Source organism: Pectobacterium aroidearum (assembly GCF_041228105.1).
Lineage (GTDB): Bacteria > Pseudomonadota > Gammaproteobacteria > Enterobacterales > Enterobacteriaceae > Pectobacterium > Pectobacterium aroidearum.
This window is the reverse complement of the sequence record NZ_CP166097.1, coordinates 5,193,356-5,209,230: the sequence shown is the minus strand read 5'-3', so window position 1 is coordinate 5,209,230 and position 15,875 is coordinate 5,193,356. Positions and strand designations below refer to the sequence as shown.

At 48.7% G+C, this 15,875-nt stretch carries 9 protein-coding genes, 1 tRNA gene and 3 rRNA genes; 10 read left to right on the top strand and 3 right to left on the bottom strand.

Annotated elements, in window-relative coordinates:
* Positions 1-164: 164 nt before the first annotated feature.
* The 4 genes from AB8809_RS23465 to rrf all read left to right on the top strand — a co-directional run bounded on the left by AB8809_RS23465 (position 165) and on the right by rrf (position 5,282).
* Positions 165-1,704 (top strand): 16S ribosomal RNA (locus tag AB8809_RS23465).
* 86 nt (positions 1,705-1,790) lie between these two features.
* Positions 1,791-1,866 (top strand) — tRNA-Glu (locus AB8809_RS23460).
* 259 nt (positions 1,867-2,125) lie between these two features.
* Positions 2,126-5,032 (top strand): 23S ribosomal RNA (locus AB8809_RS23455).
* 134 nt (positions 5,033-5,166) lie between these two features.
* A 5S ribosomal RNA gene (gene rrf / locus AB8809_RS23450) occupies positions 5,167-5,282 on the top strand.
* Together the 16S, 23S and 5S rRNA genes with 1 tRNA gene alongside form the textbook arrangement of a ribosomal RNA operon.
* A gap of 108 nt (positions 5,283-5,390) precedes the next feature.
* On the opposite strand, the gene mobB is transcribed toward rrf, so the two are convergent.
* Complete coding sequence (gene mobB / locus AB8809_RS23445) at positions 5,391-5,912, bottom strand: molybdopterin-guanine dinucleotide biosynthesis protein MobB (protein WP_349856930.1); 522 nt, start codon at positions 5,910-5,912, stop codon at positions 5,391-5,393.
* Positions 5,902-6,480 carry a molybdenum cofactor guanylyltransferase MobA gene (gene mobA, locus AB8809_RS23440; protein ID WP_181830079.1) on the bottom strand — a complete coding sequence of 193 codons (579 nt, stop codon included), beginning with the start codon at positions 6,478-6,480 and terminating at the stop codon, positions 5,902-5,904. The genes mobB and mobA overlap by 11 nt, the downstream gene beginning before the upstream one ends.
* Positions 6,481-6,693: 213 nt before the next feature.
* Here mobA and AB8809_RS23435 point away from each other — a divergent pair, with 213 nt between their 5' ends.
* The 4 genes from AB8809_RS23435 (at position 6,694) to polA (ending at position 11,843) form a co-directional block, all read left to right on the top strand.
* Positions 6,694-6,963 (top strand): YihD family protein, encoded by a 270-nt coding sequence (locus tag AB8809_RS23435; protein WP_005968263.1) that lies wholly within the window; start codon positions 6,694-6,696, stop codon positions 6,961-6,963.
* A 78-nt stretch (positions 6,964-7,041) separates the two neighbouring features.
* Positions 7,042-8,028 carry a serine/threonine protein kinase gene (locus AB8809_RS23430; protein ID WP_349856928.1) on the top strand — a complete coding sequence of 329 codons (987 nt, stop codon included), beginning with the start codon at positions 7,042-7,044 and terminating at the stop codon, positions 8,026-8,028.
* 24 nt (positions 8,029-8,052) lie between these two features.
* Positions 8,053-8,676 (top strand): thiol:disulfide interchange protein DsbA, encoded by a 624-nt coding sequence (gene dsbA, locus AB8809_RS23425; protein ID WP_349856942.1) that lies wholly within the window; start codon positions 8,053-8,055, stop codon positions 8,674-8,676.
* A 377-nt stretch (positions 8,677-9,053) separates the two neighbouring features.
* A complete protein-coding gene (polA, locus tag AB8809_RS23420; RefSeq protein WP_349856927.1) occupies positions 9,054-11,843 on the top strand; it encodes a DNA polymerase I in 2,790 nt (929 codons plus the stop codon).
* Between the two features lie 414 nt (positions 11,844-12,257).
* Here polA and yihA read toward each other — a convergent pair whose 3' ends face one another.
* Positions 12,258-12,893 (bottom strand): ribosome biogenesis GTP-binding protein YihA/YsxC, encoded by a 636-nt coding sequence (gene yihA, locus AB8809_RS23415; protein ID WP_015842306.1) that lies wholly within the window; start codon positions 12,891-12,893, stop codon positions 12,258-12,260.
* Between the two features lie 203 nt (positions 12,894-13,096).
* On the opposite strand from yihA, the gene yihI reads away from it, so the two are divergent.
* Both yihI and hemN read left to right on the top strand, forming a co-directional pair.
* Positions 13,097-13,651 (top strand): Der GTPase-activating protein YihI, encoded by a 555-nt coding sequence (gene yihI, locus AB8809_RS23410; protein WP_015842305.1) that lies wholly within the window; start codon positions 13,097-13,099, stop codon positions 13,649-13,651.
* A gap of 320 nt (positions 13,652-13,971) precedes the next feature.
* Positions 13,972-15,345, top strand: a complete 1,374-nt coding sequence (gene hemN / locus AB8809_RS23405; protein ID WP_349856925.1) for an oxygen-independent coproporphyrinogen III oxidase — start codon at positions 13,972-13,974, stop codon at positions 15,343-15,345.
* Positions 15,346-15,875: the final 530 nt, after the last annotated feature.

Genomic DNA, 15,875 nt, shown 5'->3' with positions numbered 1-15,875 from the left:
CTGCTCTTTAACAATTTAATCAGACAATCTGTGTGGGCACTCACAAGACCGTATCTTAACGATATAAAAAGTCTTGAAGAGTGAACAACAGTAAATTCATTACGAATAAACAGTTACTAATTCTTTGAGCATCGCTGACGAGTTCAGCAAATCAAACAAATCTTAAATTGAAGAGTTTGATCATGGCTCAGATTGAACGCTGGCGGCAGGCCTAACACATGCAAGTCGAGCGGTAGCACAGAGAGCTTGCTCTCGGGTGACGAGCGGCGGACGGGTGAGTAATGTCTGGGAAACTGCCTGATGGAGGGGGATAACTACTGGAAACGGTAGCTAATACCGCATAACGTCTTCGGACCAAAGAGGGGGACCTTCGGGCCTCTTGCCATCAGATGTGCCCAGATGGGATTAGCTAGTAGGTGAGGTAATGGCTCACCTAGGCGACGATCCCTAGCTGGTCTGAGAGGATGACCAGCCACACTGGAACTGAGACACGGTCCAGACTCCTACGGGAGGCAGCAGTGGGGAATATTGCACAATGGGCGCAAGCCTGATGCAGCCATGCCGCGTGTGTGAAGAAGGCCTTCGGGTTGTAAAGCACTTTCAGCGGGGAGGAAGGCGATGAGATTAATACTCTCATCGATTGACGTTACCCGCAGAAGAAGCACCGGCTAACTCCGTGCCAGCAGCCGCGGTAATACGGAGGGTGCAAGCGTTAATCGGAATGACTGGGCGTAAAGCGCACGCAGGCGGTTTGTTAAGTCAGATGTGAAATCCCCGAGCTTAACTTGGGAACTGCATTTGAAACTGGCAAGCTAGAGTCTTGTAGAGGGGGGTAGAATTCCAGGTGTAGCGGTGAAATGCGTAGAGATCTGGAGGAATACCGGTGGCGAAGGCGGCCCCCTGGACAAAGACTGACGCTCAGGTGCGAAAGCGTGGGGAGCAAACAGGATTAGATACCCTGGTAGTCCACGCTGTAAACGATGTCGATTTGGAGGTTGTGCCCTTGAGGCGTGGCTTCCGGAGCTAACGCGTTAAATCGACCGCCTGGGGAGTACGGCCGCAAGGTTAAAACTCAAATGAATTGACGGGGGCCCGCACAAGCGGTGGAGCATGTGGTTTAATTCGATGCAACGCGAAGAACCTTACCTACTCTTGACATCCAGAGAACTTAGCAGAGATGCTTTGGTGCCTTCGGGAACTCTGAGACAGGTGCTGCATGGCTGTCGTCAGCTCGTGTTGTGAAATGTTGGGTTAAGTCCCGCAACGAGCGCAACCCTTATCCTTTGTTGCCAGCGGTTCGGCCGGGAACTCAAAGGAGACTGCCAGTGATAAACTGGAGGAAGGTGGGGATGACGTCAAGTCATCATGGCCCTTACGAGTAGGGCTACACACGTGCTACAATGGCGTATACAAAGAGAAGCGACCTCGCGAGAGCAAGCGGACCTCATAAAGTACGTCGTAGTCCGGATTGGAGTCTGCAACTCGACTCCATGAAGTCGGAATCGCTAGTAATCGTAGATCAGAATGCTACGGTGAATACGTTCCCGGGCCTTGTACACACCGCCCGTCACACCATGGGAGTGGGTTGCAAAAGAAGTAGGTAGCTTAACCTTCGGGAGGGCGCTTACCACTTTGTGATTCATGACTGGGGTGAAGTCGTAACAAGGTAACCGTAGGGGAACCTGCGGTTGGATCACCTCCTTACCAAGAAGATGTGTGTTAAGTGAAGTGCTCACACAGATTGTCTGATGAAAATAATGAGCAAAAGCGTCAACAAAGTACGGTGTCGTGTCCCCTTCGTCTAGAGGCCTAGGACACCGCCCTTTCACGGCGGTAACAGGGGTTCGAATCCCCTAGGGGACGCCAGCGCATCCGACCATTCCGGTGAAAGCGGGGGTCTTCAGTAAGTCAACTACTTACCTCATATCTTAAAACTGATTAGCAATAGTCAGGGTTTAAGATATTGCTCTTTAACAATCTGGAACAAGCTGAAAATTGAAACATGACAGCTGAACGTGCGTTGATACCTTTGGGTGTCGATGGCGATGCAGTCTGTCAATGAGTCTCTCAAATAATCGCAGCGCGACAGTGACTTTGATTTATCAAAGACACCTTCGGGTTGTGAGGTTAAGCGACTAAGCGTACACGGTGGATGCCTAGGCAGTCAGAGGCGATGAAGGGCGTGCTAATCTGCGATAAGCGTCGGTAAGCTGATATGAAGCGTTATACCCGACGATACCCGAATGGGGAAACCCAGTGTGTTTCGACACACTATCATTATGTGAATACATAGCGTAATGAGGCGAACCGGGGGAACTGAAACATCTCAGTACCCCGAGGAAAAGAAATCAACCGAGATTCCCCCAGTAGCGGCGAGCGAACGGGGAAGAGCCCAGAACCTGAATCAGTTTGTGTGTTAGTGGAAGCGTCTGGAAAGTCGCACAGTAAAGGGTGATAGTCCCGTACACAAAAATGCACAAGTTGTGAGTTCGATGAGTAGGGCGGGACACGTGACATCCTGTCTGAATATGGGGGGACCATCCTCCAAGGCTAAATACTCCTGACTGACCGATAGTGAACCAGTACCGTGAGGGAAAGGCGAAAAGAACCCCGGCGAGGGGAGTGAAATAGAACCTGAAACCGTGTACGTACAAGCAGTGGGAGCATCCTTCGGGGTGTGACTGCGTACCTTTTGTATAATGGGTCAGCGACTTATATTCTGTAGCAAGGTTAACCGAATAGGGGAGCCGCAGGGAAACCGAGTCTTAACTGGGCGTTAAGTTGCAGGGTATAGACCCGAAACCCGGTGATCTAGCCATGGGCAGGTTGAAGGTTGGGTAACACTAACTGGAGGACCGAACCGACTAATGTTGAAAAATTAGCGGATGACTTGTGGCTGGGGGTGAAAGGCCAATCAAACCGGGAGATAGCTGGTTCTCCCCGAAAGCTATTTAGGTAGCGCCTCGTGAACTCATCTTCGGGGGTAGAGCACTGTTTCGGCTAGGGGGTCATCCCGACTTACCAACCCGATGCAAACTACGAATACCGAAGAATGTTATCACGGGAGACACACGGCGGGTGCTAACGTTCGTCGTGAAGAGGGAAACAACCCAGACCGCCAGCTAAGGTCCCAAAGTCATGGTTAAGTGGGAAACGATGTGGGAAGGCATAGACAGCCAGGATGTTGGCTTAGAAGCAGCCATCATTTAAAGAAAGCGTAATAGCTCACTGGTCGAGTCGGCCTGCGCGGAAGATGTAACGGGGCTAAACCATGCACCGAAGCTGCGGCAGCGACACTTAGTGTTGTTGGGTAGGGGAGCGTTCTGTAAGCCTGCGAAGGTGGCCTGTGAGGGTTGCTGGAGGTATCAGAAGTGCGAATGCTGACATAAGTAACGATAATGCGGGTGAAAAACCCGCACGCCGGAAGACCAAGGGTTCCTGTCCAACGTTAATCGGGGCAGGGTGAGTCGACCCCTAAGGCGAGGCTGAAAAGCGTAGTCGATGGGAAACAGGTTAATATTCCTGTACTGGGTGTTACTGCGAAGGGGGGACGGAGAAAGCTAGGTTATCCGGGCGACGGTTGTCCCGGTTTAAGCGTGAAGGTGGGTGACTTTGGTAAATCCGGGTCATCATTAACACTGAGGCGTGATGACGAGTCACTACGGTGATGAAGTAACTGATGCTACGCTTCCAGGAAAAGCCTCTAAGCTCCAGGTAACACCGAATCGTACCCCAAACCGACACAGGTGGTCAGGTAGAGAATACTCAGGCGCTTGAGAGAACTCGGGTGAAGGAACTAGGCAAAATGGTGCCGTAACTTCGGGAGAAGGCACGCTGATGGTAAGTGAAGTGACTTGCTCATGGAGCTGAAATCAGTCGAAGATACCAGCTGGCTGCAACTGTTTAATAAAAACACAGCACTGTGCAAACACGAAAGTGGACGTATACGGTGTGACGCCTGCCCGGTGCCGGAAGGTTAATTGATGGGGTCAGCCGCAAGGCGAAGCTCTTGATCGAAGCCCCGGTAAACGGCGGCCGTAACTATAACGGTCCTAAGGTAGCGAAATTCCTTGTCGGGTAAGTTCCGACCTGCACGAATGGCGTAATGATGGCCAGGCTGTCTCCACCCGAGACTCAGTGAAATTGAACTCGCTGTGAAGATGCAGTGTACCCGCGGCAAGACGGAAAGACCCCGTGAACCTTTACTATAGCTTGACACTGAACCTTGAGCCTTGATGTGTAGGATAGGTGGGAGGCTTTGAAGTGTGGACGCCAGTCTGCATGGAGCCAACCTTGAAATACCACCCTTTAATGTTTGATGTTCTAACGTAGACCCGTAATCCGGGTTGCGGACAGTGTCTGGTGGGTAGTTTGACTGGGGCGGTCTCCTCCCAAAGCGTAACGGAGGAGCACGAAGGTTAGCTAATCCTGGTCGGACATCAGGAGGTTAGTGCAAAGGCATAAGCTAGCTTGACTGCGAGAGTGACAGCTCGAGCAGGTGCGAAAGCAGGTCTTAGTGATCCGGTGGTTCTGAATGGAAGGGCCATCGCTCAACGGATAAAAGGTACTCCGGGGATAACAGGCTGATACCGCCCAAGAGTTCATATCGACGGCGGTGTTTGGCACCTCGATGTCGGCTCATCACATCCTGGGGCTGAAGTAGGTCCCAAGGGTATGGCTGTTCGCCATTTAAAGTGGTACGCGAGCTGGGTTTAGAACGTCGTGAGACAGTTCGGTCCCTATCTGCCGTGGGCGTTGGAAGATTGAGAGGGGTTGCTCCTAGTACGAGAGGACCGGAGTGAACGCACCACTGGTGTACGGGTTGTGATGCCAATTGCATTGCCCGGTAGCTAAGTGCGGAAGAGATAACCGCTGAAAGCATCTAAGCGGGAAACTTGCCTCGAGATGAGTCTTCCCTGGGCACTAGATGCCCCTGAAGGGCCGTTGAAGACGACGACGTAGATAGGCTGGGTGTGTAAGCGTAGCGATACGTTGAGCTAACCAGTACTAATGACCCGAGAGGCTTAACCTTACAACACCGAAGGTGTTTTGTGAGACGACTCATAGAGAACGATATTCAGCTTGTTCAAAGATTGGTTCTGATGGTTACGGAGATGACAAAGAAAAAAGTCATGTTAAGTAACGGTCGGAATAAAACAGAATTTGCCTGGCGGCGATAGCGCGGTGGTCCCACCTGACCCCATGCCGAACTCAGAAGTGAAACGCCGTAGCGCCGATGGTAGTGTGGGGCTTCCCCATGTGAGAGTAGGGAACTGCCAGGTATCAAACAAGTGGAAAGCCCCTGTCGGAAGACAGGGGCTTTTTGCTGTGCGCGTTGCGGAGAGTACTTATTTACGCGTGTCCCGTGGCGAAGACCGCCGATAAGCAGGTTATCGACGGCCATTTTGAAGCCATTGGTGAATAAAATTAGCAACCTGCTCCGGGTGATTGATATCAAGTACCGGAAGTACAGTGGTTATCTCAGTATCCGTTGCGATCGCGATAACATATTCATCGATCAAGTCACTTAATTCTCTGCCCAACGATTGGCGAAATAAGGCTATTTTAGCGATCTTTTCATGTTTAAAGCCCTCAACCAGTATCAGATCGAGGGTCGAGGCATCCATTTTCCCTACCAACTCGTAAATATTGGGTTCTTCCTGTTCTGGGGTCTCCGTCATTAATGCCCATCTTTGATTGCTGGCAACGATGGTTTGCGCCGCGCCCGCTTTACGCAGTTCATAGCTGTCTTTGCCGGGCGTATCAATATCCATTTGGTGATGCGTATGCTTAATTAATCCGATTCTAACGCCATGATTAATCAGTAGAGGGATGACGTGTTTAAGTAATGTTGTTTTACCTGTACCGCTATAAGCAGCAACGGCAAGTAATGGGAGATGATTAGAATGCACCGCGTTGATCCTCCCAATTTGATAAGTCTTCAGGTGAATTCAGATTACGAAAGGCCTCAGGCTGATCGTTAAATGAAACGGCTTTTGCTCCAACCTGTTCCATAAACAGCATCAGCTTACGATTTCCGACATGCAGGTAGGTTTCTAGTGGTTCAATAAGGTTTTTATTGATTAAGAGTAATGTGGGATGTGGGCGCTCTCCGTCAGTGGCATAAGCTGCATTTGCTTCCTCTCGTGCTTGCCACAAACGGTGTACTAGATCGAGAGGGAAAGTTGGTACATCGCAGGGGACGAATACCACCCATTCGGACGTAGAGGCATGTAATCCGCTTAGAATACCTGCCAGCGGGCCAGAAAAGTTTGTATCAAAGTCGCCAATAATTTGGCATCCGCTTTGTGCATAGATAGCCTGATTGCGGTTGGCACTGATAATAACCTCGTCGACCTGTGCTTTAAGCCGAGAGAGAACGTGTTGGTATAGTGGCTGACCGTTCAGTGTTATCAGCCCCTTATCGTTTCCACCCATGCGCGTTGCACGTCCGCCTGCAAGAATAACGCCTGTAATCATTTTACTTTCCAAGTATCTATACCCACTTTCCTTTATTCTGAAAGTTTTTGAGGGATAAGTTCCACGCTATTCTCTGAAAACTTTCGTAGAAGACCAAGTTCTTTCCTCATGTACACAAGGCTGTTATTTTTATCACTATATGCTCAATATCGATCAAGTAGCTTTCTGCATATTGAAATTTATTGAGTACAAATCGTTTTTAAGGAGAAAAAAATGAAATGTCATCGTGTTAATGAGTTGATTGAGTTACTGCACCCAGCCTGGCAAAAAGAACCCGATTTAAATCTGGTGCAATTTTTACAAAACCTTGCACAGGAGGCGGGGTTCGAGGGGCAGTTAAATGAACTGACTGATGATATCCTTATTTACCATCTAAAAATGCGTGATGCAGATAAAGAACAAGTCATTCCCGGTTTGAAGAAAGACTATGAAGAGGATTTTAAGACAGCTTTGCTTCGTGCCCGGGGAGTGATTAAAGACTAGTGGAAAGGAATAACACGTTCATGATGCTAACTATTGCACGCGTATCTTTTATGTTGTCTCTGACCCGTTGTGGCTGTGATGAATAGTCCGGTATTTAATTTCCAGACGCTGTTCCCTGATCTGATCATGGATGCCTTGCTGGATGTTGGGCTGCGTGTTGATTCTGGCCTGACGGCGTTAAACAGCTATGAAAATCGGGTGTATCAGTTTGCGGATGAAGATCGTAAACGATTCGTGGTGAAATTTTATCGCCCTGAACGGTGGAGCACAGCGCAGATTCAGGAAGAGCATATTTTTGCCCAGCAATTAGCAGAAGATGAAGTCCCTATTGTCGCGCCCATTTTGCTTAATGGGCAGACTCTGAACGTCTACGAAGGATTTCATTTTGCCGTATTCCCTAGCGTAGGTGGTCGGCAGTATGAAATGGATAATGAAGACCAGCTAGAGTGGGTCGGCCGTTTTCTTGGAAGGATTCATCAGACGGGGCAGAAATCGTTATTTACCGAACGTCCAACGATTGGGGTAAATGAATATCTGCATGAACCTTATCGGCTGTTGGAGACATGTCCGCTCATACCGCAAATACATCGACATGATTTTTTACAGGCAACCCGTCAACTGATTGATACAGTTGAAACTTATTGGCACAGCGACTGGCGACCACTGCGTTTACATGGGGATTGCCACCCTGGAAATATTTTGTGGCGCGATGGCCCGCTATTTGTGGATTTGGATGATGCCCGTAATGGCCCGGCAATACAGGATTTATGGATGTTGTTGCATGGCGATCGCCGTGAACAACGCATTCAATTGGATATCCTGCTCGAAGCCTATAGCGAATTTGCAGAATTTCAGGAGAAAGAACTCGCGCTGATTGAACCACTTCGTGCAATGCGACAGATTTATTATCTGGCTTGGGTTGCTCGTCGCTGGGAAGACCCCGCTTTTCCGAAAAATTTCCCCTGGATGACGGATGCTGATTTTTGGTTGAAGCAAACGGCAATATTTATTGGGCAAACTCAGCTGTTGCAGGAGCCTCCTCTACAGCTAATGCCAATGTACTGAAATTAAATGGAGAGAGTGAAATTTATGAAAAGATTATGTCTTGCGCTGATTGGCATGGTTCTGGCTTTTAGTGCTTCTGCTGCAGAATTTTCTGACGGCAAACAATATGTAGAATTAGATAAACCTGCGACGCAAGAACCTCAGGTTCTCGAGTTTTTCTCATTCTATTGCCCGCACTGCTATCAATTTGAGCAGGTTTACCATGTTCCAGATGCAGTAAAAAAAGCGCTGCCAGAAGGGACGAAGATGACACGTTATCACGTGGACTTCCTGGGCCCATTGGGTAAAAACCTGACTCAAGCCTGGGCTGTGGCCATGGCGCTGGGCGTAGAAGATAAAATTACCCCTCTGATGTTTGATGCGGTTCAGAAAACACAGACCGTACAAAAGCCGGAAGATATTCGCGACGTCTTTGTTAAAGCTGGCGTGAGTGCGGAAGAGTTTGATGGTGCGCTGAATAGCTTTGTTGTGAAATCTCTGGTTGCCCAGCAGGAAAAAGCGGCCGCAGATTTACAATTACGCGGCGTTCCTGCCATGTTCGTTAACGGTAAATATATGATCAAGAATGATGGTCTTGATACCAGTTCAATGGACGGATATGTAAAACAGTACGCTGAGGTAGTGAAGTTCCTCGTTACCAAGAAGTAATTATTTAATAAGTCATGCGGGTAAAACCGCATGACTGTATACCTTTTCGCTGTTCACCTTCTTATCTTTATATCTCCCTAACCTACAATAGCTATTTATCTCTTTGTTTATATCCACAAATTGGATGACGGTTTATCATGCCTCAAAAATAAACAATTTATATTATAACTGCATGAAATTAATGAATATAAAAAAACGCCGTAAGATAACAGAAGAAATTAATAATTAACGGGATAAAATTATTCACAAAGTTATCCACAGGAAGATCTTGCGAAGATCCATGCAAAATCAGCCAATATCTTACGTTAAGGATCGTCTCTTTCCCTGACCTATGGCATGCTTAGCGGCATGACAGACAACAACGATCACGGCAGGCTATGGCTCAGATTGCAGAAAACCCTTTAATACTGGTAGACGGTTCATCCTATTTGTATCGTGCTTATCACGCTTTTCCACCGTTAACAAATAGCGCGGGAGAAGCCACCGGTGCAATGTATGGCGTACTGAATATGCTACGCAGTTTGCTGCTGCAATATCAGCCCAGCCATGTTGCCGTTGTTTTTGATGCGAAAGGGAAAACGTTTCGCGATGAGCTATTCGAAAACTATAAGGCTCATCGCCCACCTATGCCAGAGGATCTGCGCGAACAGATAGAGCCTCTGCATAATATGGTGAAAGCGATGGGGCTGCCGCTTTTGGCGGTTTCTGGCGTAGAAGCGGATGATGTGATCGGCACGCTCGCCGTTCAGGCGGAAAAAGCAGGTAAGCCAGTGCTGATCAGTACCGGCGATAAAGATATGGCACAGCTGGTGACGCCAAGTGTGACGCTCATTAATACCATGAATAACAGCATTCTTGGCCCACAGGAAGTGTGTGATAAATACGGTATTCCTCCAGAGCTGATTATCGATTTCCTTGCGCTAATGGGAGATGCGTCGGATAACATTCCCGGCGTACCCGGTGTGGGTGAAAAAACGGCGCAGGCGCTGTTACAAGGGATCGGTGGACTGGATTCGTTGTATGCCAATCTGGATAAAATTGCCGAGCTCTCTTTCCGTGGTGCGAAAACCATGGCGCCGAAGCTGGAACAGCATAAAGACGTGGCCTACCTCTCTTATCAGCTTGCCACCATTAAAACGGATGTTGAGCTGGATCTTAGCAGCGAGCAGCTTACCGTTAATGAACCGGACGTGGATGAGCTGCATCGTCTCTTTTCCCGTTATGAATTTAAACGCTGGTTATCAGATGTTGAATCCGGTACCTGGCTGGAAGGTAAAAAAAGCAGTCAGCCTGTTCCGGCTGTGAGCAAAGTGGTTGTTGAGCAGGCTGCTGAAGAGAGCAACGCGCCAGCGCTTTCTGCCGACGGTTATGTCACGATTCTTGATGAAGAAACGCTGCTCGATTGGATTGAGCGTCTAAAACAAGCTGAGGTTTTCGCTTTTGATACGGAAACCGACGGGCTGGATACGCTCACCGCCAATCTGATTGGTTTGTCATTTGCGATTAAGCCAGGTGAAGCGGCTTATTTGCCATTAGCGCATGACTATCTGGATGCGCCGGAACAGTTGGATCGCGCCAAGGTACTGGCCTTGTTCAAGCCGCTACTGGAAGATGAGAAGCTGCTTAAGATTGGTCAGAATCTCAAATTTGATAAAGGCGTGATGCAGCGGTACGACATCGATTTGCGCGGTATCGCGTTTGATACCATGTTGGAATCCTACGTGCTCGACAGCGTGGCGGGCCGCCACGATATGGATAGTCTGGCCGAACGCTATCTGAACCACAAAACCATTACCTTTGAAGAGATCGCGGGTAAGGGGAAAAATCAGCTGACGTTTAATCAGATCGCACTGGAACAGGCTGGGCCTTATGCGGCCGAGGATGCGGACGTCACGCTGCATCTGCATCAGAAGCTGTGGGGGAAACTGCAACCGCATGCCGACCTGTGTCAGGTCTTCCAGACTATCGATATGCCGCTGGTGCCAGTTTTATCCCGCATCGAGCGTACAGGCGTGCTGATCGATCCTGCGATTCTGGCGGAGCACTCAAAAGAGCTGACAACCCGTCTGGCGGAGCTGGAAACACAAGCGTATGAACTGGCGGGCGAAGAGTTCAATCTCTCATCGACCAAGCAGCTACAGGGTATTCTGTATGAAAAGCAAAAGCTGCCGATTCTGAAGAAAACGCCAAAAGGCGCACCGTCAACTAATGAAGAAGTGTTGGCTGAACTGGCGCTGGATTACCCTCTGCCGAAGCTGATTCTGGAATATCGTGGCTTGGCCAAGCTGAAATCTACTTACACTGACAAGTTACCGCTGATGATCAATCCGGCGACGAAGCGTGTGCATACGTCTTATCACCAGGCTGTCACTGCGACCGGGCGTTTGTCTTCCAGCGATCCTAACCTGCAAAACATCCCGGTGCGTAATGACGAAGGGCGCCGTATTCGTCAGGCATTCATTGCGCCGAAGGGCTACAGCATTGTGGCGGCGGACTACTCGCAAATCGAACTGCGTATCATGGCGCACTTATCCGGTGATAAAGGGCTGTTGAACGCGTTTGCGAACGGACTGGATATCCACCGGGCAACGGCGTCAGAAGTGTTTGGCACCGCGCTGGATAAGGTGACATCAGAACAGCGTCGCAGTGCGAAAGCGATCAACTTTGGTTTGATCTACGGCATGAGCGCGTTTGGTCTGTCGCGTCAGTTGAATATTCCCCGTAGCGAATCGCAGAAATACATGAACCTGTATTTTGAGCGCTATCCAGGCGTGCAGGATTACATGGAGCGCACGCGCCAACAGGCCGCGGAACATGGCTATGTGTCTACATTGGATGGTCGCCGTCTCTACCTGCCAGACATCCATTCTCGTAATGCGATGGCGCGTAAAGGTGCGGAACGTGCGGCGATTAACGCCCCGATGCAGGGCACCGCTGCTGACATTATTAAGAAAGCAATGATCGCGATTGACGATTGGCTACAGAAAGACGCACCGCAGGTGAAAATGATCATGCAGGTTCACGATGAGCTGGTTTTCGAGATCCATGATTCGGTTATTGAAGAATCCATTAGTAAAATCAAAACATTAATGGAAGGTTGTATGGAATTGAATGTCCCGCTGCAGGTTGACATTGGTACGGGCATGAACTGGGATGAAGCACATTAATGGCCGATTCTTGTGCTATTTCTGTAATTAAATAACAGTATTGTGTGACCTGGTTTAACTTTGTGTAATCGATAACCATTTTCTATGAAAGTAAACAACAAAAAATCCTTTGTTCCCGTGAAAAAATAGAGTAGAGTTAAAGACGTAGGGTACAGAGGTAAGATGTTCTATCTTTCAGACCTTTTACTTCACGTAATCGGATTTGGCTGAATATTAGCCGCCCCGCTCAGTTTTGAGCGGGGCGTTTTTTATGGGCTTTATTCAGGTTTTTACCCTCAAAACGGCGATAGCTACGTGACGGGTAGCAAGGTGTCTTCACGAATTCGAGTGTGAAAAGAAGGTCTCTGGTGGGTGATCATTGCGGGAACGTAGGGGCGTGATGCGAGTTATTATTCTCAGCACCACGCGAAAGGATTATTCTGCTTCTTGTTCTTCTTCAGCGTGTTCCAACGTGCTGAACCAGTTGTCTAACTTCTGTCGTAGTTTATCGACACCGAGTTTTTTCAGTGATGAAAACGCTTCGACCTGAATATCACCCATAAATGGCAAGACAGCCTCGCGAACCATATTCAACTGTGCCTTACGTGCACCTGAAGCCAGCTTATCGGCTTTGGTCAGCAGCACTAAAACTGGAAGTTCGACATCGACTGCCCACTGAATCATTTGCTGATCGAGATCTTTTAGCGGATGACGAATATCCATTAGCACAACCAGACCTTTCAGGCTGTTGCGCTTTTGCAGGTATTCACCGAGCGCACGTTGCCATTTGATCTTCATTTGCTCCGGCACTTCAGCATAGCCATAGCCGGGGAGATCGACCAAACGCACGCCGTCGGTCACCTCGAACAGGTTGATCAACTGGGTACGGCCCGGTGTTTTACTGGTTCGAGCCAGGTTCTTCTGGTTGGTCAGCGTGTTCAGCGCGCTGGATTTTCCGGCGTTAGAGCGCCCAGCAAAGGCCACTTCAATACCGCTATCTGTTGCCAGATGGCGAATATCCGGGGCGCTGATGATAAAACGCGTCATGTGGTAGTTATATTGCTGGGTCACGATGGTTATCTCTATCTGGATCTCTGTCTGGTTGGGGATTATACCTGTAACTGACAATAAAGGCGGGTTTATCTGCCTTAAAGTGCAGCAGACTGATGTGAAAAGAAAAGCTCAGCCGTCTGATGTGGACGCTTTTTTATTACCCAGCTTTCTGCTAGATTCCGCCGCACTTCCCTTATATCTGTGTACCTGAGAACAACATTATGAACCGACCTGTCAAAGGGGCTGCCGATAAGGCAGGAAAACCCAAAGTAAAAAGAAAGACTCGTGAAGAGTTAGAGCGTGAAGCGCGTGAGCGGAAGAAAGATAAAAAGCATCGTGGTCACGTGGCGGGCAGCCGAACTCAGGAAAAAGCGTCTACCGATCAGCGTTCTGGTCAGCGTAAAGCCGCCGATCCGCGTATTGGTAGTAAAAAGCCTGTACCGCTTGGCGTGTTAGATAGCGCCGTTGCGAAACCTAAACCTAAGTCGAAGCCTTCTGCGCCTGTGGAGAACGTCGTTGCTGCCAAACCGACAATGTCTCCGGAAGAAGAGCTGGAAATGTTAGAAAACGATTCACGTCTGGATGCCTTGTTGGATCGTCTGGATAGCGGTGAAACGCTGAGCGCCAAAGATCAATCATGGGTTGATGAAACGCTGGATCGTATCGATATCCTGATGGAAGAGCTTGGCATTGAGCTAGGTGATGATGACGAAGAAGAGCCGCAGGAAGATATGTTGCAGCTTTTGAAACGTAATAACCCGAAAGACGCGTTCTAATCAATGAAATGGCTGTTTCTGTTCCTGATATTGCTGGTTACGTTTTATCTGCTCTATCTGTTCAGTAAACTATGGCTATTGTCGAAGCGTAAGCACCGATTGCACCGCGCCCTATTTAACGGGCGCGTAAATCAGGTTCGGCGCCCCAGACAAAAACGCCGGGAGCGTTTTTGAACGTCACAACGTGGCGGCCCTTTAGGGCGAGTCTCAAGGATGAGACGAGTAACAAAACGCCGGGAGCGTTTTTGAACGCCATTGTCGGCGATCTAAAGGAGGGGAAGGATAACCCACCGAGTAAAAACTGGAAGGAGTGAGCGAATATGTCGATACCGTCCGTTGACTGGGATCTGGCCCTGATTCAAAAATATAACTATTCCGGGCCGCGTTATACGTCTTATCCCACAGCGTTAGAATTCAGTGAAGCTTACGATGAGCCAGCGTTTCAGCAGGCCATCGCCCGTTATCCTCAGCGACCGCTGTCGCTGTACATCCACATCCCTTTTTGCCATCGGCTGTGCTATTTCTGTGGCTGTAATAAGCTGGTTACGCGTCAGCAGCATAAAGCGGATGAATATCTTGATGTGCTGGAGCAGGAAATTCGCCAGCGTGCGCCGCTATTCGCTGGACGAACGGTGACGCAATTGCATTGGGGCGGCGGTACGCCAACCTACCTGAATAAAGTACAAATCAGCCGACTGATGTCGCTGCTGCGCGAACTGTTCTCTTTTTCCGAGCAGGCTGAGCTGTCGCTTGAAGTCGATCCGCGAGAAATTGAGCTGGATGTCCTCGATCATTTGCGTGCCGAAGGGTTTAACCGCCTGAGCATGGGCGTGCAGGATTTTAATAAAGACGTTCAGAAGCTGGTTAATCGCGAGCAGGATGAAGACTTTATTTTTGCCCTCATTGAGCGAGCAAAAGCGCTGGACTTCACTTCAACTAACATCGATTTGATTTATGGCCTGCCGAAGCAAACGCCGGAAAGTTTCGCCTTTACGCTACAGCGCGTTGCGGAATTAAGCCCGCACCGGCTGAGCGTTTTTAACTATGCGCATCTACCCAGTCTGTTCGCGGCACAGCGCAAGATTAAAGAAGCGGATTTACCGAGCGCGGAGCAAAAACTGGATATTCTGCAACAGACGATTGGGTCGCTGACGCAATCGGGCTATCAGTTTATCGGTATGGATCACTTTGCTCGCCCGGACGATGAGTTGGCGGTAGCACAGCGAGAAGGGAAACTGCACCGCAATTTCCAAGGCTATACGACACAGGGCGATAGCGATCTGCTTGGGATGGGCGTTTCGGCGATTAGTATGATCGGTGATAGCTATGCTCAGAACCAGAAGGAGCTGAAGCAGTATTATGCGCAGGTCAAAGACAAAGGAAATGGCCTGTGGCGCGGGTTACAGCTGACGCGTGACGACTGCCTTCGTCGTGATGTGATTAAGACGTTAATCTGTAATTTCCAGCTCAGCTATGCGCCCATTGAAGCAGAATATGCGATCGATTTTAAAACCTACTTTGAGCAGGATTTAGCGTTGTTGGCTCCACTGGTGGCTGATGGGCTGGTCGATAGTCAGGAAGACGGGCTGGTGGTGACGCCGAAAGGGCGTCTGCTGATCCGCAATATCTGTATGTGCTTTGACGTCTACCTGCGTAACAAGCTCAGAACGCAGCAATTTTCCCGCGTGATATGACCCGTTTCGTTGATGAATGAGTAAAAATATTGTTTGTGAGCAGTAGAAAATAAGATGCGTATCTACCCTGAATAATGTGAGTCTCAGGAAGACGACAAGGCAGGAATCCTGATGAGCCTACTCAGATAAGTATTCGGGGGACGGACAATTATATCAGCGGCTGATTTGAACGCTGCTGGTGGTAATCACTACGGGACCAGACACACACAAGTGTGCCTGGTCCCGCTGCCAACGCACATGCAACTTGAAGTATGATGGTATAAAAAACTTCGGTGTGTGAAAAACCGCACACATTGGAGTGATATTTATATATTGATTCACAATATGAGTAAAAATACTTCGTACCTTTATAATTCTATAATTATAATCCTCCCATTTCTAAAAATATATTTTCATGAGATTTTATAAAGATTGAGTGGTAGAAAATAGGAAATATAGAGGATATCTAGTTTTTACATGAAAATAACTAGATAGAATAAAGAAATAAATGGAAGTAGAAATGATTTAGATATGTTAATAAGTGAGAATAG